The sequence below is a fragment of the Streptomyces griseorubiginosus genome, assembly GCF_001514195.1.
Classification (GTDB): Bacteria; Actinomycetota; Actinomycetes; order Streptomycetales; family Streptomycetaceae; genus Streptomyces; species Streptomyces griseorubiginosus.
In genome coordinates this window covers 211,383-233,889 of sequence record NZ_KQ948736.1, presented here as the reverse complement: position 1 = coordinate 233,889, position 22,507 = coordinate 211,383, and the positions used below count along the sequence as shown (strand labels likewise).

Here is a 22,507-nt window from a genome sequence, read left to right as displayed (position 1 = left end):
GACCATGACCGAGCGAGGCACCCTCGGTGTCGCCGTCATCGGCACCGGCAAGATGGGCGCCGACCATGTCCGACGTGTCCACGAGGTAACCAGTGGGGCCCGGGTGAGCGCCGTCGTGGACCTCGACGCGGACCGCGCCAAGCAGGTCGCCGCCCGCGTGGACGGCTGTACGGCCCACACCGACATGGCCTCCGCGATGGCCGCGTCCGACGTGGACGCCGTCCTCATCGCCTCCTCCGGGCCCGCCCACGAGTCGGCGCTGCTGCTGGCCCTGGAGCACGACCTGCCGGTGCTGTGCGAGAAGCCGCTCACCCCCGACGCGGCCTCCGCCCTGCGCGTCCTTCAGGCCGAGCAGGCACTCGGTCACCGGCGCGTCCAGGTGGGCTTCATGCGACGCTTCGACGCCGAGTACGTGAAGCTCAAGTCCTGCCTGGACACAGGCCAGTTGGGACGGCCGCTCATGCTGCACAACCGGCACCGCAACGCTGCCAGCCCGCCCTTCTTCACCAGCTCCATGCTGATCAGCGACTCCGTGGCGCACGAGACGGACGTGACCCGCTGGCTGCTCGGGCAGGAGATCACCGCGGTGACGGTACTGCGACCGACCCCGTCGGCGAACGCCCCGGACGGTCTCCAGGACCCGCAGTTCGTCGTCCTGGAGACCGAGGGCGGCGCCCTCAGCGACGTCGAGATCTTCGTCAACTGCGGCTTCGGCTACCAGGTCCAGGCCGAGGTGGTCTGCGAACGCGGCACCGCCCGCATCGGCGACGGCCACGCCATGGTCACCTCCATGGCGGGCCGCTGGGGCGGCACCATCGCCCAGGACTTCGTCGAACGCTTCGCCGACGCCTACGACCGTGAGGTCCAGGCCTGGGTCGACGCCACCCGCCGCGGCGAGGTCACCGGGCCCAGCGTGTGGGACGGCTACGCGGCGGCCGCGGTGTGCGAGGCCGGCGTGCGCTCGCTGAACGACGGCGGCCGGGTGCCGGTCGAACTCGTGGAGCGGCCCGCGCTGTACGGCTGACCGGCCGCCGTGCAGGGGGAGTTCGGCGAAGTTCCCTCGTGCTCGCTAAGCACTCCTCGAATCGCGGCATCTTCGGGACGCCCTGTGCCACCATGGCGCGGCTGTCCTCGGCGGGGCGGCGAGGGGGTGTGCATGGGAGTCCTGCGGATACTGCTGCCGTTGCCGCGTGCGGCGGCCAAGTGGGCGCCGGAGAAGGGCGGACCGCTGCTCGGGGCGGCGCTGTCGTACTGCGCCACACCGTCCTGGGCGGGACTGCCACCGCCCTCGCCCGCGCGGCGGCTGGCCTGGGCCGAGGAGGCGGTCGCGGCCTACCGCGCGACGGCCGACACGGAGGGCCTGAGCCGCGCCCTTTCCCTCCGCGCCCACGCGTTGCTGCTCTCCGGCCGCTTCGAGGAGGCCTGCGGCGCCGCGGACGAGGCGACCGCGGTACAGGCCCCGCAAGTCGACACGGCGGGCGGCGTCGGCGTATCGGGCGTGGTGTCGGCGGCGGTGGGTGCCTTCCTCGGGGACGTGCGGGCGCAGGCGCTCGCAGGGCTGGGGCGGGTCGAGGACGCCGTGCCGGTGGCGCGGGCGAGCGTGGCGGCCTACCGGCGCCTGCCCGCCCCCGACCGCAGGGACCGGGCGCTCGGCAGTCTGCCGGGTGCGCTGCGGACGTACGGGATGCTGCTCGCCGCGACCGGCCGCCGCGAGGAGTCCGTGGCCGTCTACGAGGAGTGCGCCGCGCTCCTGGCCGCCATGTCGCTCCGGGAGCTGGCACACGTCGAACGGGTGCGGCCCCAGGTGCTCGCCGAACTCGTCGGTGTGCTGCGGGCGTCGGGGCGCCACGAGGACGCGCTCGGCGTCGGCCCGGAGGCCCGGGAGGCGCTGCGCGGACCCCTCGCGTGGACCGTTCCCGAGACCGTGCTGCCGCTGCGGGTACGGCTCCTGGTCGACCTCGCCCGCTGCCACACCGCCACCGGCGACCCGGCCGAGGCCCGCGCCTGCGCCCAGGCGGCGGTCGCCGAGGCCCGCAAGCCGCACGGCGCGGGCGAGTTGACCTCGGCGCTGGACTGCCTCGCCGACGTGCTCGGTGAACTGGGCCAGACCGACAAGGAGTCGATCGCCCGGCGCGAACTGGCGGAACTGCGCGACGCCTAGGAGGACATGCGCGGCCGCGGCTCGAACCCGGCCGCCCGGTAGGCGGCGTCGACGAGGGTCATCGTCGCCACCGCGTCCTCCGCGTCCAGCGGCAGCGCCGCGCCCCCGCGCACCCGGTCCGCGAACGCCTCCAGCTGGTAGGTGTACGACGACCGGGTGCCGAGCCGCTCGGTGCGTTCACCGTCCGCCGTGCGCACCACGAGCCGGTCGTCGAGGTGCGGCAGCACGAAGTTCGGCGCGAGCACCTCGCCCAGGGACCCGGTGACCCGGCAGCTCATCTCCAGCCGGTCGTACGCCATGTGACAGCGCGCCGACCCGGTCGCCCCGCCGGGGAAGGCCAGCTCGGCGTCGAGCCACTCGTCGACCCCGGGCGCCTGGGCCCGCTCCCCGCCCCGCGCGGACACCAGCCGCGGTGCGCCACCCGCCCACGGGGCCAGCATCCGCAGCGCGTGCAGGCTGTAGCAGCCGAGGTCCATGACCGCGCCCCCGGCCAGGGGCAGCGACCAGCGCGGGTCGGTGTCGGGCGGTGCCGGGATCGCGACCAGGGCCTCGACGTGCCGCAGCTCGCCGATCTCCCCGCTCGCGAGGATCTCGTGGAGGCGCCGGGTGACCGGGTGGAAGAGGTAGTGGAAGGCCTCCATGAAGACCGTCCCGGCCTTCGCGGCCGCCTCCCGCACCTCGGCGGCCTCCTCCGCGTTGCTCGCCGACGGCTTCTCGCTCAGGACGTGCTTGCCGGCCGCGAGTGCGGCGAGGTTCCACGGCCCGTGCAGCCCGTTGGCCAGCGGGTTGTAGACGACCTCCACCTCAGGGTCCGCGATCAGCTCGGCGTACGACCCCGCCACCCGCTCCACACCGTGCTCGGCCGCCCAGGCCTCGGCACGGGACCGGTCGCGCGCGGCCACCGCGACGACCCGGTGACCGGTCGCCCGGGCCGGACCGATCAGCGACGACTCGCTGATCCGCGCCGCTCCCAGCACTCCGATGCGCAGCGGTTCACTCATGTCCTCGGTTCCTCCTGGCTGATGGCGGGACGTTCCTCCCGCCGGGTCGGTGTGCCCTGAGCGGGCGGGAAACGACGGCGTGCGAGGTCCTGGGCGTGGGCCACCACGCACTCGACGAGTTCGAAGGCGGGCAGTCCGCCGACCCAGTAGGTGCGGTCACGGCCCTGGAGCGCGTCGAGGCGGTCCAGCGCGCCGTCCCGGAGATCGCCGGATCCGAAGTGCGGCATGAACGCCCAGCCGCGCACCAGGTGCACCTCGCCGAGCTGCCCGCCGAGCGCCTCGACGTCCTCCCGCAGCAGCGCGGTGACCTCCTCGGGGCGGCCGTAGGAGTAGAAGGTCCGCACCTCGCTGCCCGGGTAGCGGTGGTGGTACGACACACAGTGGCCGGCCGTCTCACGGCTCGCCGTGTGGGCGGCGAGAAAGTAGAAGGCGTCCTCGGGCAGCCCGGACGCGTCGGCGAGAGTGGTGTGGTAGGCGTGGGAGCGGATCCGCGCGGCCAGGTCGCGCTCCTCGTCGCGGGCGTCCAGGACCGGCAGGATCCGGTCCGGCGGCACGGCCAGCACCACGTCGTCCGCGTCGAGGGGCCCCGAGTCGGTGTGCACCCGCACCCCGTCGGGGCGCCGCTCGACCGAGGTCACGCGCACCCCGCACCGCACGTCCTTCAGCTCCTCAGCGACCCGGCGCCACAGCGTGGCGAACCCGCCCACCACCGTGAAGTCGCCCCTGTGGCCCAGGAGTTCGGGTCCGGGGTCCAACAGGCCGGTCATCTCCGCGTACTTGACGAAGTACAGCGCGGGTACGCCGTCGTCGAGGTGGCCGTACCCGGCGGCCGTCCACCCGGTGGCGAAGGAGTCCGCCATCGACTCCAGGCCGTGCTCGGCGAGCCACTCGGAGACGGGCGCGGCCAGGGCGCGGGCGGAGTGGGCGAGCCCGGGTTCGGCTATGCGCGGGAACTCCCGTTCGCGCAGCTCCCGGTAGCGGTGCAGGGAGCCGTCGCGCAGGAACGCCATCGGCTGCCGGGCCGCGGCTCCTCCGGGGGCGTCGAGGACGCGGTAGCGGCTGGTGCGCTCCGTCTCCACGTCCAGTTCGGTCAGCAACTCGGCGATCCGTTCGTACCTGTTGGTGCAGATGTGGCCGCCGAGGTCGTAGGCGCGGCCGTCGGCGTGCACGCTCTGGCACTTCCCGCCCACCGATTCCCGCTCCTCCAGGACGGTCACCCGGTGCCCGGCCCGCTCCAGTTCGCGGGCGACGGCCAGGCCGCCCGGTCCGGCGCCGACGACGGCCACGGTCCGGGGGGCTGCGGTGCCGGGTAACTCCTGCATGCTCGTGACTCCTGGTTCGGTCGGACGTGGCGAGCTCTCATGGTCGTACGGAGAGATCACGTGACCGTAAACCGGCGTCGCGGGCGCGTCGAGCACCGGACCGTGTCCCGGGCACGGGCGCCCGGGACACGGCGGTGGCCTCAGGCGGAGCGGACCTCGGCGATGGTCACCGGACGGTGCTCGTGCAGGGACAGGGTGCACGCCTCGGCGATCCAGCCCGCCTCCAGGGCGTCCGCGATGGTGCACGGCGAGGGCCGGGTACCGGCCACGACCTCGGTGAACGCGGTGAGTTCGGCCCGGTAGGCGGCCGTGAAGCGGTCCATGAAGAAGTCGTGCGGGGTGCCCGCCGGGAAGGTCACACCGGGCTCGACCGAGCGCAGCGGCAGCTTGTCCTCCAGGCCCACCGCGATGGAGTCCTGGAAGCCGTGGATCTCCATGCGGACGTCGTAACCCCGGGCGTTGTGGCGGGAGTTGGAGACCACCGCGATGGTGCCGTCGTCCAGGGTGAGGATCGCGCCGGTGGTGTCGGCGTCGCCCGCCTCCTTGATGTACTCGGCGCCCCGGTTGCCGCCGACGGCGTACACCTCGACGACCTCCCGGCCGGTCACCCAGCGGATGATGTCGAAGTCGTGCACCGAGCAGTCCCGGAAGATGCCCCCGGAGGCGGCCACGTACGCGGCCGGCGGCGGGGCCGGGTCCAGGGTGGTCGAGCGCACGGTGTGCAGCTTGCCCAGCTCACCGCTCTGCACGGCGGCCCGCGCGTTGACGAAACCGGTGTCGAAGCGGCGGTTGTAGCCGATCTGGATCGGCACCTCGCTGCCCTCGACGGCCCTGAGGACCTCGACGCCCTCGCTCATGTGCTTGGCGACCGGCTTCTCGCAGAAGACGGGGATGCCGGCCTCGACGCCGGCCAGGATCAGCCCGGGGTGGGCGTCGGTCGCGGCGGCCACCACGATGCCGTCCACGCCGGCGGCCAGCAGGGCCTCGGGTGAGTCCACGACCTCGCCGCCGAAGCGCTCCGCGGCGGACTTGGCGGCCTCGGCGAACGGGTCCGTGAGGACGAGGGACTCGACGGCGTCGAGTCCGGAGAGGGTCTCGGCGTGGAAGGCGCCGATGCGGCCGAGGCCGAGGATTCCGATACGCATGGGGGTGCAGCTCCTTGAGGGTTTTCCGGTGAGCGGTGTGTTCGGTGAGCGGGGAGTCTCACGAGGTCTTGCGCGGGTGGGGAGGGTGGGGTCAGTCGAGGCCGCCCAGGACGTTCTGGTCCCAGTCGATCACCGATCCGGTCACCACGCCCGACCGGTCGGACAGCAGGAGGACCACGAAGTCCGCGATCTCGTCGGGCTGGCCCAGCTTGCCCATCGGGAGCCGGGCCGCGGCCTCCTCGCGCCAGTCGTCGCCGGCGCCGTGGAAGGTTTTCTGGGTGGCGTCCTCGCCCTCGGTCGCCGTCCAGCCGATGTTCAGGCCGTTGATCCGGACCCGGTCCCAGCGGTGGGCGTGCGCCGCGTTGCGGGTCAGGCCGATCAGCCCGGCCTTCGCCGCCACGTAAGGGGCGAGGAAGGGCTGCCCGCCGTGCGCCGAGGAGGTGATGATGTTGACGACCGTGCCGGGCGCGCCCCGGCCGACCATGTCCGCGACGGCCGCCTGCATGGCGAAGAACGGCGCCTTCAGGTTGATCGCGATGTGCTGGTCGAACAGCTCGGGCGTGGTGTCGAGGAGGGTGCCCCGGGAGGTGAGCCCGGCGGAGTTCACCAGGCAGTCGACCCGGCCGTACGCCTCCACGACCCGGGTGACGCAGGCCTTGGCCTGCTCGGCGTCGGCGAGGTCCGCGCGCACGAAGAGCGCCTTGCCGCCGGCCGCCTCCAGCTCCGCGACCAGCGCCTCACCGGGCTCCGGCCGGCGCCCGCTGACGGCCACGACCGCCCCCTCACGGACGGCGGCCCGGGCGATCGCGGCCCCGACGCCCTGGCTGCCGCCGTTGACGAGGACGACCTTGTCGTCGAGAAGTCCCATGGATGTGCTCGTCCCTTTCAGCTCGTGCGCCTTCAGCTGGTGCGCCGCTCGGCGCCTGCCCGCAACGCGTCCCTGAGGACCCGCGCGTTCCAGTCCTCGGCGAGCGCCCGCCGCACGAGGTCCGCCTGCGAGGGCGGGGCGAGTCCGTCGACCGGGGGATCGCTGTCGAGGTTGGTCGGGAAGGGGTAGCCCTCGGCGCTCGCGGCGATCACGTTCTCCAGCCACTGCGCGTCGGCGCCCTCCGCCTTGCGCCGCAGCAGCGCCGGGTAGACCGCGTTGGACACCGCCTCCCGGTCCACGCTCTCCATGGCCCGCCCGAACGCCGAGGAGATCTGGAGCAGGTTCGCCATCCGCCGTACGTCCGTGGTGCGGTTGGTGCCGGCCGCGTGGAACAGCGCCGGGTTGAAGAAGGCGGCGTCGCCCTTGGCGAGCGGCAGCTGGACGTGGTGCTCCTTGAAGTACGCCTGGAACTCCGGCCGCCGCCACGCCAGATACCCGGGCTCGTAGGCCTGCGAGAACGGCAGGTACAGCGTCGGCCCCGACTCGACCGGCATGTCGCAGTGCGCGACCGCGCCCTGGAGCGTGAGCACGGGGGAGAGGCGGTGCACGTGCGCCGGATAGGCGGCCGCGACCTCGTCGGACAGGAAACCGAGGTGGTAGTCGCGGTGCACGGTCTGCGCGAGACCGCCCGGGTTGACGACGTTGACCTGCGAGGTGACCTGGTAGCCGGGGCCCAGCCAGGCCTCGGACACCAGGGCGAGGACGGGGTTGGCGTAGTAGTCGGCGAAGGCCGCCGGGTCGTAGAGGGCCGCCTTCTCCAGCGCGTTCCACACCCGCTCGTTGGCGCCGGGCTTCGCGAAGTGGTCGCCCGCGGTGGCGCCCGCCGCGTACTGCTCGCGGATCAGCGAGTCGAACACCTCGGTGAACCGGTCCACGACCGCCGGATCGGGGAAGGCCCCCTGGAAGACCACCACCCCGGGCCCGTCGGTCAGGGCCCGCACCAGCTCCTCCTGCACGTCACGGCGGTCCTTCGCGCCGCGGACGCGCTCGGCGTCGTACAGCAGCACGTTCCGATCCACGGCACAGGCGTGCGGGTAGTCGGCGGGATCGGCCGTCCGCTCGACGAGCACGCGGAAGGAGTCCAGGTCGCAGTCCTGCTCGGACAGCCAGGCACGGCGGTGTACGGCGGTGAAGGACATCGGCGTCCTCTCGGTGACAGGGGCGACTCAGCGCTGTCATTCTTGTCATGACAAAGCCGTCGAACAACCGGCAGGCGGCCATCAAAAACCCCTCAAGGAGCAGACGCGTGGGACACCCGTTCCCCATTCGGGAGATCGCACGACAGGCGGGGCTCAGCGAGGCCACCGTCGACCGGGTCCTGAACGGCAGGGGCGGGGTCAGGGAGAACACCGTCCGCGAGGTCCATCAGGCGATCACCGACCTGGACCGGCAGCGCACCCAGGTCCGCCTGGTGGGCCGCACCTTCATGGTCGACATCGTGATGCAGACGCCGGAGCGCTTCTCCACCGCCGTCCGCGCCGCCCTGGAGGCCGAGCTGCCCGCGCTGCACCCCGCCGTCCTGCGCTCCCGCTTCCACTTCCGCGAGACGGGCCCGGTGACGGAACTGACGAGGATCCTCGACCGGATCGCCCGGCGCGGCTCCCAGGGCGTGATCCTGAAGGCCCCTGACGTCCCCGAGGTCACGGCCGCCGTCGGTCGGCTCGCCGAGGCCGGCATCCCCGTGGTCACCCTGGTCACCGACCTGCCCTCCACGGCCCGGCTCGCCTACGTCGGCATCGACAACCGCGCCGCCGGGGCGACCGCCGCCTACCTGACCGGCCAGTGGCTGGGCGACCGGCCCGGAAACGTCCTCACCAGCCTCAGCAGCGGGTTCTTCCGCAACGAGGAGGAACGCGAGATGGGCTTCCGCAGCGCCATGCGCGCCCGGCATCCGGACCGCGCGATCGTCGAGATCGCCGAGGGCCAGGGCCTGGACGCCACCCAGTACGAGCTCGTCCGGGCGGCCCTGGAACGCGACCCGGACATCCGCGCGGTCTACTCGATCGGCGGCGGCAACATCGCCACCCTGAAGGCCTTCGAGGACCTGGGCCGGGAGTGCGCGGTCTTCGTGGCCCACGACCTCGACCACGACAACGACCGCCTGCTGCGCGAACACCGCCTGTCCGCCGTGCTCCACCACGACCTGCGCCAGGACATGCGGGAGGCCTGCCACATCGTGATGCGCGCACACGGGGCGCTGCCACCGGCCGGTCCCACGACACCGTCGGCGATCCAGGTGGTCACGCCCTACAACATGCCGTACTGAAGCGGCCTTTCACAGCTCCACCCATGCACCGCTCTCCGCGGACCGCGCCATCGCGTCCAGTACGGCCGCGCTGTGCACGGCGTCCGTCAGCGTGGCCCCGTACGGCGTGCCCTCGGCGACCGAACGCAGGAAGCGGTACGCCTCCACGACCTTGAGGTCGTCGTAGCCCATGGCGTTGGCGGCGCCCGGCTGGAAGGCCCCGAACTCGCCGTCGCCCGGGCCGACGTAGACCGTGGAGACCGCCTGGTCCTGGTAGCCGGTGCCGTGGCCGACCCTCAGCTCGCCCATGCGGCGGAAGTCCCAGAACAGCGCGCCCCGGGTGCCGTGCACCTCGAAGCCGTAGTTGTTCTGCTCGCCGACCGAGACCCGGCAGGCCTCCAGGACCCCCCGGGCGCCGGAGGCGAAGCGCAGCAGGCAGTTGACGTAGTCCTCGTTCTCCACCGGCCCCAGTTCCCCGGTGGCGAGGGTGTGCCCGGCGGTGGCGCCGGTCGGGCGGGCGCGCTCGGGGAGGAAGACCGCGGTGTCGGCCGTGAGGGACGCGATGTCGCCGAGCAGGAAGCGGGCCAGGTCGGCGCCGTGCGAGGCGAGGTCGCCGAGGACTCCGCTGCCGCCGCGCTCACGCTCGTAGCGCCAGGTCAGGGCGCCCTGCGGGTGGGCCGCGTAGTCGCTGAACAGCCGGATGCGGACATGGGTGATCGTGCCGAGCTCGCCGCCGACGATCAGCTCGCGAGCGGCCTCCACGGCGGGCGCGTTGCGGTAGTTGAAGCCGACCGCGCTGCGCACGCCCGCCGCCGCGGCCGCGTCCGCCACCGCGCGGGCGTCCTCCACGGTCAGGCCCACCGGCTTCTCGATCCACAGGTGCTTGCCCGCCTCGGCCATCGCGACACCGATCTCGCGGTGCAGGAAGTTGGGCGCGGTGACGCTCACCGCCTGGACGCGTGGATCCGCGGCGACCTCCCGCCAGTCCCGGGTCGCGGAGGCGAACCCGAACTGCGCGGCGGCCTCCTCGGCCCGCCCCGGCACCTCCTCGGCGACCGCCACCAGCTCGGGGACCAGCGGGAGCCGGGGGTAGTGGTGCCGCACACGGGCGTATGCCTGGGTGTGCACCCGTCCCATCCAGCCGAATCCGACGACGGCGACACCGAGCGTATCGACCATGGGGAACCCCTCTGCGACCTGTTTTGGACCGTTCCAGTGCGTGTCCAGGTCACCTTGAGTGCCGTCTTCTGCCCATGTCAAGCCTTCCTCGCCCGCAGCCGAGCCTTTGACAAGCCGCCAGACCTCATGGAACGGTCCACCCCATGAGACCGCCGACGATCCGCGATGTGGCCGAACGGGCCGGGGTGTCGAAGTCGCTGGTCTCGCTCGTGCTGCGGGGCTCGGACCAGGTCCGCCCGGAGAAGCGGGAAGCCGTGCTGCGGGCCGTGCGCGAGCTCGGCTACCGCCCCAACGCCGCCGCCCGCAGCCTCAGCGAGCAGCGCACCCGCACGGTCGGCGTCCTCCTCCACGACCTGCGCAACCCCTGGTTCGTCGAACTGCTCGACGGCATGAACTCCCTCCTCCACGACAACGGCCTGCGGATGCTCCTGGCCGACGCCCGCCTCAACCGCCGTACGGGACAGGACCCGGCCGGGTCCTTCCTGGACCTCGGCGTCGACGGACTCGTCGTGGTCGGCACACTGCCGGAGGCCACCGCGCTCGGGGCGGTCGCCGAACGCCTGCCCGTGGTGGTCGCGGGCGCGCGCGAGCCGCGGCTGCCCGGGGTGGACGTCGTCGCCAACGACGACGTGCGGGGCGCCCGCCTGGTCACCGAGCACCTGATCGGCCTCGGGCACCGGCGCATCGCGCACATCGCGGGGTACGGGGCGGTGGGCGAGCTGCGCCGGGAGAGTTTCGAGGCGACCATGCGGGCTCACGGGCTCGCCGAGGGGGCCGTCGTCGAACCGAGCGACATGACCGAGGAGGGCGGCTACCGTACGACGGTCCGGCTGCTGAGCCGCGCGGACCGGCCGACGGCCGTCTTCGCCGTGAACGACATCGCCGCGATCGGCGCGGTGTCGGCCGCCGAGGAACTGGGCCTGCACGTGCCGCGCGACCTGTCCGTCGTCGGCTACGACAACACCAGCATCGCCCGGCTGCGGCACGTCTGGCTCACCACGGTCGACAACGCGGGGCACGAGGTCGGCCGCCGTGCCGCGCGGTGTCTGCTCGACCGGTTCGAGGGGCGCGGGGGAGCGGGCCGTACGGAACTCGCGGTGCCGGTGCTGGAGGTGCGGGGGACGACGACGGGGCCGCCGGACGTCCACGTTTCTTGATCCTGGGACCGTGATCCTGGGGCCGGTCAGAGGTTGATCGCGTACGCCTTCCGCAGGGTCTCGTGGACCGTCCAGGTCGTGCGGTCGCCCTCGCGCAGGACGGCCATGTCGCCGGGCCCCACCCTCAGCGTCGGGCCGTCCTCGACCTCGATGGTCGCCGAGCCGCTGACGACGACGAACAGCTCGTCCGCCTCCGTGTCGGTGACGACTCCGGGGGTGATCTGCCAGATGCCCCGGATCTGGCGTCCGTCCGGCGACTCCCAGATCACCTTGCCGGTCACCTCGGGCGTCCCGGAGACGATCTGCTCCCGCGCGAGGGGCTCGGACTCGAGCTCGGCGTCGGGGACGTGGAGTACGAAACTGTGGTCCATGGGGCGACCCTAGCGAGATCGTCCGCGGCCGGTCCGTCGACAGTGTGTGGAGTGTCGGCGCAGGTGGGAGGACACTTCGTCGCGGACTGGCGGGGTGTGGCGGCCCGGGTGATCGTGGAGGGCATGGCGGACACCCAGGCTGCCGCGGCTCCGGCACGCCGGCACGACACCCGCGAGGCGGTCCTGTTCGGCGGGGTCTACGGCTCGGTGCTGGCCTGCTCCATGGTCGCCGCGCTCACCCAGTACGGGCACACGTCCCGGGACAGCCGCCGCTACGACGCCGCGTGGCTGCTGGTCACGGCCCTCGCCTCGGCCCTCGCGCCCGGCTACGCCCACTACATCGCCGAGCGCACCCCGCACCGGCGCGGGGACGCCCTGCGCACGCTGGCCGAGGAATGGCCTCTGGTCGCGGCGGTCGTGCCGACGGTCGTCCTGCTGGCCGGCGCGGGCTGGGGCTGGTGGCCGGCCAACGGCGTCGAGTACGCCGCCTTCGCCCTCAACATCACCCTCCTGTTCACCCTCGGCCTCGTCACGGCCCGCTGGTCCCACCGCCGTTGGCTCACCGCGGTCACGATCGGAGCGGTGGACGCGATGCTGGGGGTGGTGGTCGTGGTGGCGAACGCGGTGATCAAGTAGGGGAGGCGCGGGCGATTCAGGGCTGCGGCCGAGCCGGTCGCGGGGGCAGCATGGCGTGATGCCAGACCTGTTGTGGGACGACGTCAGGAACTTCTTCGACCCCGATCTGATGGGGGCGCTGCCGGATGTGCGGGTGCCGGACACCTCGGTGGCGGACTGGCAGGCGGTGCTCGATCTGGTGCGATCGCGCGGGTGGGCGTACGCGTACTCGGAGGGCGGTGCCCCCGGACGGCTGCCGCGAGCCGGGGACCTGGCGTCGCGCGGGACCGAGACGGGTGCCGAGCTGCGGGTGTGGCCGGAGCCCGGCTTTCTCGTGATCTTCCGGATGTACGAGGTCGAGGCGATCGACTTCGACGTGGATCTGCGGGAGTTGCAGGGGCAGACGGGCGTCGACGCGCTCTGCCGGCTGCTGCGCGCCGTCGGGCGGCGGTTGGGAAAGCCGGTACTGATGGCCCCGGAGTCGGATTCGGCGCACCCGGTGCTGGGCTTCGATGTCACGGCGGACCGGGTCGTGCTGCTCGCCGAACCGTGGCCGTGCTGAGCGGGATGCCCGTAGTGGCCGCAATATGGCGGACAGAATTGTTGACAATCCTCTTCGGCTGGATCTACGTTCGGCGGGCACGCACTCAGAGAGGGCGACGATGGCTGACGAAGTCCGTCCTGGTACCGGGGAGCAGGCCAAGCGGTATGCGCTCGCGCAGCTTCGGCAGGCGATCGCGCGGGGCGAGATGGCGCCGGCGCAGCGGCTGGTGGAGAACGAGCTCGCCGAGCAGTTCGGGGTGACACGGGCCAGCATCCGGGCCGCGCTCATCGACCTGGAGGCCCAGGGCCTCGTCGAGCGGATCCGCAACCGGGGTTCCCGGGTGCGGGTGGTGAGCGTGGAGGAGGCGGTCGCCATCACCGAGTGCCGCATGGTCCTCGAAGGGCTGTGCGCGGCCAAGGCGGCGACCCTGGCCACTGACGGGCAGCTCGCCGAGCTGACCGAACTGGGCACGGCGATGTCCAGGGCCGTGGCCGACGGCGAGCCGATGACCTACTCCGAGCTCAACCGACAACTGCACACCAAGGTGCGGGAGTTCTCCGGACAGCGGACCGCCGAGGATCTGCTGGAGCGACTGAACGCCCAACTGGTCCGGCACCGCTTCCAGTTGGCGCTACGGCCGGGCCGCCCCCAGCACTCCCTGAACGAGCATCTGGCGATGATCGAGGCGATCAGGGCCAGGGACCCGCAGGCGGCCGAGCAGGCCACCCGCGCCCACCTCACCAGCGTGATCGAGGCACTGCGCGACTGAGCCGCGCGGGGCGGGCACGCACCTGTCGATTTCAAGGAGATCCAAGCGATGACACAGTCAGGCGCGCCCGCTCCACGTTCGACACTGGTGATCACCGCGCACGCCGGGGACTTCGTGTGGCGCGCCGGAGGTGCCGTCGCGCTGGCCGCCTCCCGGGGCGAGAAGGTCACCCTCGCCTGTCTGACCTTCGGCGAGCGCGGTGAGTCCGCGAAGGCCTGGCGCGAGGGCCGCACCCTGGAGGAGATCAAGGCGCTGCGGCGCGACGAGGCCGAGCGCGCCGCCGCCACGCTCGGGGCGGAGATCCGCTTCTTCGACGCCGGGGACTACCCGCTGGTCGCCACCGCCGAGCTGACCGACCGGCTCGTCGAGGTCTACCGGGCCGTCCAGCCCGACGTCGTGCTCACCCACCCGGCGCAGGACCCGTACAACGGCGACCATCCGGCCGCCCACCGCATGGCCCTGGAGGCCCGGATCCTCGCCCAGGCCATCGGCTACCCGGGCGAGGGCGAGATCATCGGCGCCCCGCCGGTGTTCTGCTTCGAGCCCCACCAGCCCGAGATGAGCGGCTTCAAGCCCGAGGTCCTCCTCGACATCACCGAGGTCTGGGAGACCAAGCGCGAGGCCATGGAGTGCCTCGGCGCCCAGCAGCACCTCTGGGACTACTACACCGACCTCGCCGTACGCCGGGGCGTCCAGCTCAGGCGCAACGCGGGCCCGAACCTGGGCCTGACCCACAAGACCATGGCCGAGGCGTACATGCGCCTCTACCCCCAGATCGCGAAGGAGCTGGCATGAGCGGCGTGATCGTCACCGGCCCACCGAAGGCGAACCTGAAGGACGTCGAGGCGCTCGCGCGGTACGGGGTGGCCACCGTCAGCGAGGCCATGGGCCGAACGGGCCTGCTGGGGCCGCTCGTTCGCCCCGTCCAGCAGGGCGTGCGGGTCGCGGGCACCGCCGTCACCGTCCTGAGCTGGCCCGGCGACAACCTCATGATCCACGCGGCCGTCGAGCAGTGCGGCGAGGGCGATCTCCTGGTCGTCACCACCACCTCCCCGTGCACGGACGGCCTGTTCGGCGAGCTGTTCGCCACCGCCCTCCAGCGGCGCGGGGTGCGCGGGGTCGTCATGAACACCGGCATCCGTGACACCCAGGCACTGCGCGAGATGGGCTTCGCCGCCTGGTCCCGGGCCGTCTCCGCGCAGGGCACGGTCAAGGCCACCGGCGGCTCGGTCAACGTGCCGATCGCCGTCGACGGGCAGGTGATCCACCCCGGCGACGTGATCCTCGCCGACGACGACGGTGTCGTGGTCGTCCCGCGCGAACGTGCCCGGGAGACGGCCGAGCGGGCCGAGGCGCGCGAGGCCAAGGAGGCCGCCACCCGCGCCGCCTTCCTCGACGGTCAACTGGGCCTGGACCGTTACGGGTTGCGTGAGACGCTGAAAGAGCTCGGCGTCGAGTACCGGGCCTACGAGGAGTTCACGGGGGAGCGGCCGTGACCGACGGGGTGCCCTGTCTGCTGATGCGGGGCGGCACCTCCAAGGGCGCCTACTTCCTCGCCGGTGACCTCCCTGCCGAACCCGTTCTGCGGGACGCGCTGTTGCTGCGGATCATGGGCGGTCCGGACGAGCGGCAGATCGACGGACTCGGCGGTGCCCACCCGCTCACCAGCAAGGTCGCCGTGATCTCCGCGTCCACGGATCCGAGCGCCGACGTGGACTACCTGTTCCTCCAAGTCGTCGTGGGACGGGCCGAGGTGAGTGATCGTCAGAACTGCGGGAACATCCTCGCCGGTGTCGGCCCGTTCGCCGTCGAGCGCGGACTCGTTCCCGCGGGGGAGCGGGAGACCTCTGTCCGGATCCGTATGGTCAACACCGGCGACCACGCAACGGCGACCTTCCCCACGCCCGGTGGCCGTGTCGACTACGCGGGGGACACAGGGATCTCGGGCGTGCCGGGGACGGCCGCGGCCGTGGTGATCGAGTTCGCGCCGGGCGCCGGGCGTCTGCTCCCCACCGGCAGCGCGGTCGACGTCGTCGACGGTGTCGAGGTGACCTGCGTGGACAACGGCATGCCGACGGTCCTCGTCGCGGCCGCCTCGCTCGGGGTCACCGGCTACGAGCGGCCACAGGACCTGGAGGAGGATGTCGCGCTCGCCGGCCGGCTGCGCTCCGTCCGTCTTGGGGCCGGGCGCCTCATGGGCCTGGGTGACGTGTCCGGCGCCACCGTCCCGAAGGTCACGCTGCTCGCCCCGCCCCGCGCCGGGGGCGCGGTCACCACCCGCACCTTCATCCCCGTGCGCTGCCACACCTCCATCGGTGTCCTGGGCGCGGCGAGCGTCGCCGCCGGACTGCTGATCGAGGGGGCCGTGGGCGCGGACCTCGCGGTACTCGACCCGCGGGGCGACCGCGTCCGTATCGAACACCCCACCGGATTCCTGGACATCGAGAGCAGCGTGCGGACCGGCCACGACGGGCTGCCCACCGCAGGCCGTACCGCCGTGGTGCGCACCGCCCGCAAGATCTTCGACGGCACCGTCTTCCCCCGGCCCGCCGACCGACCCGCAGGAGGGCATCGATGACCCCGCCGCTCGGCGACATCGCCCACATAGGGCACGCCCAGCTCTTCACCCCCGAACTCGACGCCGGTGTCGCCTTCTTCACCGACTTCCTCGGCCTCACCGTGTGCGGTCAGAACGGCGACAGCGTCTTCCTGCGGACCTTCGACGACTACGAGCACCACAGCCTGGTCCTCACCGCCCGCGCCCGCCCCGGCCTCGGCCGGCTCGCCCTGCGCACCTCCAGCGAGGAGGCACTGCACCGCCGGGTCAGGGCGGTCGAGGAGGCGGGCGGCACCGGACGGTGGGTCGAGGACGAACCGGGCCTGGGCAAGCTCTACGTCACCACCGACCCGGACGGCCACGAGCACGCCCTCTACTGGGAGAGCGAGCACTACCGGGCCCCGGAGGACCTCCGGCCCGCCCTGAAGAACCAGCCCCAGGCCAAGCCCAACAGGGGGGTCGGTGTACGGCGGTTGGACCACGTCAACTTCCTCGCCGCCGACGTGCTCGCCAACGCCGAGTTCCAGCAGCGGGTGCTCGGAGCCCGGCCCACCGAACAGATCCGGCTCGACTCCGGCCGGATCGCGGCCCGTTGGCTGACCTTCACCGACAAGTCGTACGACGTCGTCTACACCGAGGACCGGACCGGCAGCACGGGCCGGCTGCACCACATCGCCTTCGCCACCGACACCCGTGAGGACGTGCTGCGGGCGGCCGATCTCGCCATCGACACCGGGGTGTTCATCGAGACGGGTCCGCACAAGCACGCCATCCAGCAGACGTTCTTCCTCTACGTCTACGAGCCCGGCGGCAACCGGATCGAACTGTGCAACCCGCTCACCCGGCTGGTCCTCGCCCCCGACTGGCCGCTGATCACCTGGACCGAGGAGGAGCGGAGGAAGGGACAGGCCTGGGGGCTGAAGACCATCGAGTCGTTCCACACGCACGGAACACCGCCAGTCGGCTGACCCGCGCGGTGGCACCGGGGCCCGGTGCACCCACCCAGGGGCGCGGGGAACTGCGCGCCCGGCCCCCCACGACCCGCACCCGCACGCGGCGGCCACGCACCCGGGTTCTCAGGCGTCCGCCGCACCCCGCACCCGCACTCCGTCCAGCGCGATCGCCAGCACCCGGTCGCGCTGGGCGTCGTCGTCGAAGGTCGTCGCCGTGATCCCGGCGACCATCCGCAGCAGGTCCACGAAGTCCATGTCCCGCCGTGCCTGCCCGGCCTCCTGGGCGCGCTCCAGCAGCGGACCCCCCGCCGCGTACATGGAGTCCCGGCACGCGGCGAAGATCTCCGACTCGTCGTTGAGCGCCTCGCGCACCGCCCGCTTGGTCACCATGTAGCCGGCGAACCGGTCGAGCCAGGCGGTGAGCGCCTGCCAGGGCTCCTCGTCGGCGAGCTGCTGTGCCACCTCGACGAGCGTGTTCACGTCGTCCGCGTAGACGGTCTCGAACAGGTGCCGGCGGGTGGGGAAGTTGCGGTAGAGCGTGCCGATGCCCACGCCCGCGCGCCGCGCGATGTCCTCCAGGGACGCCTCCGCCCCGTGCTCGGCGAACGCCTCGCGCGCGGCGGCCAGCAGGGCGTCGTAGTTGCGGGCGGCGTCCTTCCGGTGGGGCCGGCGGGACGCGACGATCTCGCTGACGGGGAACGACGACGGGGCGGTCACGGCTGCCTCCCGAGGCTGAAACGGAGGTCGACCTCCGGAACGGGTTGAAGCGGAGGTGCGCCTCCGCTAGAGTGGAGGCGTACCTCCACTTTAGCAGTCGAGGTGCTCCCATCGTCCTTTCCGCGACCGCTTCCCCAGAGGCTCCGGCCGCACCCCGTTCGTTCGGAGAGGCTCTCCATGCCCCGCAAGTCCACCCGTCTCACCTTCGCGGTCCTCGCGACCGGTGCAGGTGTGTTCTCCATGCTCCAGTCGCTGATCGCGCCGGCCCTGCCGACCGTCCAGCACGCGCTGCACACCTCACAGTCCACCGCGACCTGGGTGATGACCGCGTATCTGCTGTCCGCCTCGATCTTCACGCCGATCCTCGGCCGCGTCGGCGACCTGGTCGGCAAGAAGCGCACGCTGGTCGCCGTCCTGGTGACCGTGGCCGTCGGCTGTCTGCTCGCCGCGCTCGCCCCGGGCATCGGCGTCCTGATCGTCGCCCGGGTCGTCCAGGGCGTCGGCGGCGCCCTGTTCCCGCTCTCCTTCGGCATCATCCGCGACGAGTTCGCCGCGTCCGAGGTCAGCGGCTCCATCAGCAACCTGTCCGCGGTGATCGCCGCCGGCGGTGGCGTCGGCATGGTCGCCGCCGGGCCCATCGTGACCGCGCTCGACTACCGCTGGCTGTTCTGGATCCCGGTCGCCATCGTGATCGCCGCGACCCTCATCGCCGTACGGTATGTGCCCGAGTCGCCCCGCAGGGCCGAGGGGAACGTCAACTGGCTCGGTGCCGTGCTGCTGTCCGCGTGGCTGGTCGCGCTGCTGCTGCCGCTCAGCCAGGCGGGCAAGTGGGGCTGGGGTTCGGCCCGGGTGCTCGGCCTGTTCGCCGCGGCCGTCGTGCTGTTCGCGCTGTGGCTGTACTCCGAGGCCCGCTCCCGCACCCCGCTGATCGACCTGCGGGTCATGCGGCTCCCGGCCGTGTGGACCACCAACACCGCGGCCCTCCTCTTCGGCGCCGGGATGTACTCGATCTGGTCCTTCCTGCCGGGCTTCGTGCAGACGCCGTCGTCGGCCGGATACGGCTTCGGGGCGAGCGTCACCGCGGCCGGACTGCTCATGCTGCCCATGCTCGTGGCGATGTTCCTCTCCGGGGTGCTCAGCGGCCGGCTCGAGCCCGTGGTCGGCGCCAAGTCCCTGCTGGTGGCCGGTGCCGCGCTGGGTGCGGTGGCCTGCGGCTTCCTCGCCCTGTGGCACGACGAGCGGTGGCAGATCGCCGTGGTCGCGGGCATGTTCGGGCTCGGCATCGGACTCGCCTTCGCCTCCATGGCCAACCTGATCGTGGGCAGCGTCCCGGCCGACCAGACCGGCGCCGCGACCGGTATGAACGCCAACATCCGCACCATCGGCGGCTCCATCGGCGCGGCCGTCACCAGCGTCCTGGTCACCGGTCACCTCCAGTCCTCGGGCCTGCCGTACGAGTCCGGCTACACCCACGGGTTCGCCCTGCTGGCGGTGCTGTGCCTGGCGGCGGCGCTGGCCGCCCTGCTCGTTCCGGTACGGCGGGCAGCCGTCCGCCGGGTCGTCACCGAGGCCCCCGACGTGCGGGAGTCCGTCGCCACCCGGGGCTGACGCGGTGCCCGCCGGCCCGGCCGCAGGCGTGAGGTAGGGTTTACCCGCGCGATCACACGGACGACCCGTGGGAGACGCGGCCGGGACGTGGCGCAGCTTGGTAGCGCACTTGACTGGGGGTCAAGGGGTCGCAGGTTCAAATCCTGTCGTCCCGACTGGAGACAGTCGCAGATGAGGGCCGGTTTCGGAGATTTCCGAGACCGGCCCTCGATCGTTCCGGGACCGCCACCCACCATCAGGGCCCCCCTTTCTTCTGTCTCGTCCAGATGTGCGAACGGTGGGGGCTCATCGTCGAGGGGACATGAGGCAGGGGGGACTAGGCCCTGTGGTCCCTTCGTAGGGCCGCCCGGCCCTCCGGTGGGACCAGTGGGGACCTGTGCGCCAGGTGAGTGTGAAGGAAGAGTGAGAAGCTGATCGAGGGGGAGCGTTGCCCAGGACCTGACGACGCGTGGTGGTGAGCACCGTGGCTACAGGCGACAGGACCATCGGGGTGCCGGCCGAGGGCCGGGTCGATCCCTTCGGCGATCCCTTTCTGCGCACGCGGTTCGCCGTGCCGTCGAGGCCGGCCACCTTCCTTCCCCGCCGCCGGCTGACCCGGCACCTCGGCCAGGCTTTGCGGACCCCGCTGACCATGGTCAACGGCTCCGCGGGCGCGGGGAAGACGCTCCTGGTCGCCGACTGGATCGCGACCCTGGACCGCCCGGTCACCTGGCTCACCGTCGAGGCCGAGGAACAGCGACCCGGCATGTTCTGGGCCTACTTCCTCCAGGCCCTGGACGCCTCCGGCACCCCCCTGTCCGACCGCGTCCACGTCCCGGCTGACCCGAGCCGGGTGAGCCGCAAGGTGCTCTCCGAGATCGCCGAGGACCTGGTCGGACGCGACCCGGCCCCGCTCGTCGTCCTCGACGAGTTCGACCGGGTGAGCGCGTCCAGGATCGCGGAGCAACTGGAGTTCGTGCTCCAGCACGCCGGCTCCGGTCTTCGCCTGGTCCTCGTCACCCGCAACGAGCCCATGTTCTCCCTGCACCGCCACCGGGCGGCCGGAGCCCTGACGGAGATCCGCGACGCCGAACTCGCCTTCACGCCCGAGGAGGCGGCGGCACTGCTGGAGCTGCACGGACTCAGCCTGCCCGGCGACGCCGTGCACGCCCTGGTGGAACGCACCCGCGGCTGGGCCGCCGGTCTGCGGCTGTGCGCCCTCGCGGCACAGGAGAGCCCGGACCCGCAGGCCTACCTCAAGGAGTTCGAGGCCGACCGCAGCACCGTCGCCGACTTCCTGCTGGCGGAGGTGCTCAGACGCCAGCCGCGGGAGACACAGGACCTCCTGCTGCGCGTCAGCGTCCTCGACCGCTTCTGCCCGGACCTGGTGAACGGACTGACCCACCGGACCGACGCCGGCCGCATCCTGGCCGAGCTGCACCGCGACAACGCCTTCGTCGAACAGCTGGGACAGGGGTGGTACCGCCTGCACCCCCTGTTCGGGGAGATACTCCAGACCCACCTGCGGGTGCGCAGCCCCGGCCTGGAGGCCGATCTGCACCGGTCGGCGGCCCAGTGGCTGCGCCGCCGCGGCACCCTCCCGGAGGCACTCGCGCACGGCGCCGCGGCCGACGACTGGGACTTCACCGCCGGTGCTCTCGTCGACGACCTGGCGATAGGACAGTTCTTCACCGGACTGCGCTCCGACGAGCTCAACGAACTGTTCTCCCGCATGGGCCCCGAAGCCGTGGGACCCGCGCCCGAGCTCGTCCGGGCCGCCCGCGACCTGGCCCAGAGCGACCTCGACCGGGGCATGGCCCACCTCCACCACGCCGAGGCAGGGCTGGCCGGCGAGGCGGGCGACCCCGCGGCCGCCCAGCTGAGCTGGGCGCTCCTGGAGGCGGTGGCCGCCCGACTGACCGGCTCTCCCGCACGGGCCGAACAGGCCGCCGAGACCGCCGACGAGGTACGGCCGGAGATCCCCGCGCACCTCCTGGACAAGCACCCCGAGCTTCCCGCCCTGCTGCTGACCCACCTGGGCTCCACCCGGCTGTGGGCCGGACGCTACGAGGACGCGCGGGCCGCGCTGACCGAAGCCGCCGAATGCCCCGGCGGCGCCCAGACGGTGCTGCCCCGGGAGGAGTCGATGGGCCACCTGGCACTGATCGACTACCTGAACGGATGGCCCGGCAGGGCCGAGCACAAGGCCCTGGCGGCGATGACCGAGACGGAGCGGTTCAGCCTCCCCCAGCCGTCCGGCACGGGCATCGAACGGCTGGTGCTGGCGGCCGTGGCCGTCGACCGCAACGAACTGGGCCGCGCCCAGTCCCTCATCGACGAGGCCGACGAACTCGCCCTGGAGATCCAGGACCCCGTGCAGGCCGCCGGGCGGGCCCTCGCCGCGGCCCGGCTCCAGCTGGCCCGCGGCAACACCCGGGCGGCCGTGGCGTCGGCGACCCCGGCCGTCTCCACCGCCGTCGCCTCCCCGTGGGCGGAGGGCCTGGAACGGGTCGTCGCCTCCGCCGTCCATCTGGCCGAGGGACGGACCGGGACCGCCGCCGAGCTGCTGCGGCAGCTGCCGGACGACCGCCCCGCGTGGGTGGTGGAGGCCGCCCGGCTGAGACTGGCCGCGGGCGAGACGGACGCCGCGCTGGACCTCCTCGACAGCCTGCCCGCCGAGAGCCGGCCCGGGCCCGCGGTGACCGTCCGGGCAGCGCTGGTGAGAGCGCAGGCCGCGGCGCAGCGGGGAGACACCGAGACGGCCCGCCGACTGGTCGCCCAGGCACTCCTCGGCGCCCGGCGCGAACGGCTGCGCCGCCCCTTCATCGACGCCGGACGCTGGATCAGGCCGTACCTGGCCGCGGCGCCCGTGCGGCCGCTGGCCGCCGGATGGCTCGTGCCCGCCGCCGCGCCCCCGTCCACCGCCGGACCGGCCGGTTCCCGACCGGCCGTTGCCGGACCGCCCCCCGCGCCGGTCGTCGTGCAGGAGCTGAGCGAACGCGAACACGACGTCCTGCGCGGACTGGCCCAGATGATGTCGACCCAGGAGATCGCCGCGGACCTGTACCTGTCGGTGAACACCGTCAAGACCCACCTCAAGAGCCTGTACCGCAAGCTGGCGGTGAACCGCCGCAGCGAGGCGGTACGCCGAGCACGGGACCTGCGGCTCCTGTGAGCAGGTCCCCCGTGACGGGTGAGGCGCCCGCGCACCCCGGTCCGCTGCCATGGGAGGAGCGGCCGTCTTCACCGAGCCGCT

Annotated in this window: 21 protein-coding genes and 1 tRNA gene; 14 read left to right on the top strand and 8 right to left on the bottom strand. The window is 72.7% G+C overall.

Annotated features, from left to right (window positions below):
- The first annotated feature begins 4 nt into the window (after positions 1-4).
- Together AQJ54_RS13720 and AQJ54_RS13715 are read left to right on the top strand one after the other, a co-directional pair.
- Positions 5-1,024 (top strand): Gfo/Idh/MocA family protein, encoded by a 1,020-nt coding sequence (locus AQJ54_RS13720; RefSeq protein ID WP_062238611.1) that lies wholly within the window; start codon positions 5-7, stop codon positions 1,022-1,024.
- 132 nt (positions 1,025-1,156) lie between these two features.
- On the top strand, positions 1,157-2,161 hold the full coding sequence (locus AQJ54_RS13715; protein WP_062237418.1) for a tetratricopeptide repeat protein: 1,005 nt from the start codon (positions 1,157-1,159) through the stop codon (positions 2,159-2,161).
- Here AQJ54_RS13715 and AQJ54_RS13710 read toward each other — a convergent pair.
- From AQJ54_RS13710 to AQJ54_RS13690, 5 genes are all read right to left on the bottom strand, one after another.
- Positions 2,158-3,162: a Gfo/Idh/MocA family protein gene (locus AQJ54_RS13710; RefSeq protein WP_062029378.1), complete on the bottom strand. Its 1,005-nt coding sequence runs from the start codon at positions 3,160-3,162 to the stop codon at positions 2,158-2,160. The genes AQJ54_RS13715 and AQJ54_RS13710 overlap by 4 nt on opposite strands.
- On the bottom strand, positions 3,159-4,484 hold the full coding sequence (locus tag AQJ54_RS13705; RefSeq protein ID WP_062237416.1) for a protoporphyrinogen/coproporphyrinogen oxidase: 1,326 nt from the start codon (positions 4,482-4,484) through the stop codon (positions 3,159-3,161). The genes AQJ54_RS13710 and AQJ54_RS13705 overlap by 4 nt, the downstream gene beginning before the upstream one ends.
- Positions 4,485-4,624: 140 nt before the next feature.
- A complete protein-coding gene (locus tag AQJ54_RS13700) occupies positions 4,625-5,629 on the bottom strand; it encodes a Gfo/Idh/MocA family protein (RefSeq protein ID WP_030315377.1) in 1,005 nt (334 codons plus the stop codon).
- Between the two features lie 91 nt (positions 5,630-5,720).
- Positions 5,721-6,497, bottom strand: coding sequence for an SDR family oxidoreductase (locus AQJ54_RS13695; protein ID WP_062237414.1), 777 nt, complete (start codon positions 6,495-6,497; stop codon positions 5,721-5,723).
- Between the two features lie 32 nt (positions 6,498-6,529).
- On the bottom strand, positions 6,530-7,696 hold the full coding sequence (locus AQJ54_RS13690) for a phytanoyl-CoA dioxygenase family protein (protein ID WP_062237412.1): 1,167 nt from the start codon (positions 7,694-7,696) through the stop codon (positions 6,530-6,532).
- 107 nt (positions 7,697-7,803) lie between these two features.
- Here AQJ54_RS13690 and AQJ54_RS13685 point away from each other — a divergent pair, with 107 nt between their 5' ends.
- Positions 7,804-8,823 carry a LacI family DNA-binding transcriptional regulator gene (locus AQJ54_RS13685; protein WP_062237410.1) on the top strand — a complete coding sequence of 340 codons (1,020 nt, stop codon included), beginning with the start codon at positions 7,804-7,806 and terminating at the stop codon, positions 8,821-8,823.
- 9 nt (positions 8,824-8,832) lie between these two features.
- Here AQJ54_RS13685 and AQJ54_RS13680 read toward each other — a convergent pair whose 3' ends face one another.
- Positions 8,833-9,981, bottom strand: coding sequence for a Gfo/Idh/MocA family protein (locus AQJ54_RS13680; RefSeq protein WP_062237408.1), 1,149 nt, complete (start codon positions 9,979-9,981; stop codon positions 8,833-8,835).
- A gap of 143 nt (positions 9,982-10,124) precedes the next feature.
- Between AQJ54_RS13680 and AQJ54_RS13675 the strand changes: the two genes are divergently transcribed.
- A complete protein-coding gene (locus AQJ54_RS13675; RefSeq protein ID WP_062237406.1) occupies positions 10,125-11,138 on the top strand; it encodes a LacI family DNA-binding transcriptional regulator in 1,014 nt (337 codons plus the stop codon).
- Positions 11,139-11,164: 26 nt separating this feature from the next.
- Here the strand turns inward: AQJ54_RS13675 and AQJ54_RS13670 are convergent, their stop codons facing one another.
- Positions 11,165-11,509 carry a cupin domain-containing protein gene (locus tag AQJ54_RS13670; protein ID WP_030315391.1) on the bottom strand — a complete coding sequence of 115 codons (345 nt, stop codon included), beginning with the start codon at positions 11,507-11,509 and terminating at the stop codon, positions 11,165-11,167.
- Between the two features lie 123 nt (positions 11,510-11,632).
- Here AQJ54_RS13670 and AQJ54_RS13665 point away from each other — a divergent pair, with 123 nt between their 5' ends.
- From AQJ54_RS13665 to AQJ54_RS13635, 7 genes are all read left to right on the top strand, one after another.
- Positions 11,633-12,145, top strand: a complete 513-nt coding sequence (locus AQJ54_RS13665; protein ID WP_062238609.1) for a hypothetical protein — start codon at positions 11,633-11,635, stop codon at positions 12,143-12,145.
- Positions 12,146-12,203: 58 nt separating this feature from the next.
- Complete coding sequence (locus tag AQJ54_RS13660; protein WP_062237404.1) at positions 12,204-12,686, top strand: hypothetical protein; 483 nt, start codon at positions 12,204-12,206, stop codon at positions 12,684-12,686.
- 100 nt (positions 12,687-12,786) lie between these two features.
- On the top strand, positions 12,787-13,437 hold the full coding sequence (locus AQJ54_RS13655; protein WP_062237402.1) for a GntR family transcriptional regulator: 651 nt from the start codon (positions 12,787-12,789) through the stop codon (positions 13,435-13,437).
- Positions 13,438-13,485: 48 nt separating this feature from the next.
- Positions 13,486-14,232, top strand: coding sequence for a PIG-L deacetylase family protein (locus AQJ54_RS13650; protein WP_062237400.1), 747 nt, complete (start codon positions 13,486-13,488; stop codon positions 14,230-14,232).
- A complete protein-coding gene (locus AQJ54_RS13645) occupies positions 14,229-14,933 on the top strand; it encodes a 4-carboxy-4-hydroxy-2-oxoadipate aldolase/oxaloacetate decarboxylase (RefSeq protein WP_062237398.1) in 705 nt (234 codons plus the stop codon). Before AQJ54_RS13650 ends, AQJ54_RS13645 begins: the two co-directional genes overlap by 4 nt.
- Complete coding sequence (locus AQJ54_RS13640) at positions 14,930-16,015, top strand: 4-oxalomesaconate tautomerase (protein ID WP_282959630.1); 1,086 nt, start codon at positions 14,930-14,932, stop codon at positions 16,013-16,015. The genes AQJ54_RS13645 and AQJ54_RS13640 overlap by 4 nt, the downstream gene beginning before the upstream one ends.
- On the top strand, positions 16,012-16,962 hold the full coding sequence (locus tag AQJ54_RS13635) for a VOC family protein (RefSeq protein ID WP_062237396.1): 951 nt from the start codon (positions 16,012-16,014) through the stop codon (positions 16,960-16,962). The genes AQJ54_RS13640 and AQJ54_RS13635 overlap by 4 nt, the downstream gene beginning before the upstream one ends.
- Before the next feature lie 108 nt (positions 16,963-17,070).
- Here the strand turns inward: AQJ54_RS13635 and AQJ54_RS13630 are convergent, their stop codons facing one another.
- Positions 17,071-17,664 (bottom strand): TetR/AcrR family transcriptional regulator, encoded by a 594-nt coding sequence (locus tag AQJ54_RS13630; protein ID WP_062029399.1) that lies wholly within the window; start codon positions 17,662-17,664, stop codon positions 17,071-17,073.
- A 177-nt stretch (positions 17,665-17,841) separates the two neighbouring features.
- Between AQJ54_RS13630 and AQJ54_RS13625 the strand changes: the two genes are divergently transcribed.
- The 3 genes from AQJ54_RS13625 (at position 17,842) to AQJ54_RS13615 (ending at position 22,426) form a co-directional block, all read left to right on the top strand.
- Positions 17,842-19,272: an MFS transporter gene (locus AQJ54_RS13625; RefSeq protein WP_062237394.1), complete on the top strand. Its 1,431-nt coding sequence runs from the start codon at positions 17,842-17,844 to the stop codon at positions 19,270-19,272.
- An 81-nt stretch (positions 19,273-19,353) separates the two neighbouring features.
- Positions 19,354-19,427 (top strand) — tRNA-Pro (locus AQJ54_RS13620).
- A gap of 293 nt (positions 19,428-19,720) precedes the next feature.
- A complete protein-coding gene (locus tag AQJ54_RS13615) occupies positions 19,721-22,426 on the top strand; it encodes a winged helix-turn-helix domain-containing protein (protein ID WP_062237392.1) in 2,706 nt (901 codons plus the stop codon).
- Positions 22,427-22,507: the final 81 nt, after the last annotated feature.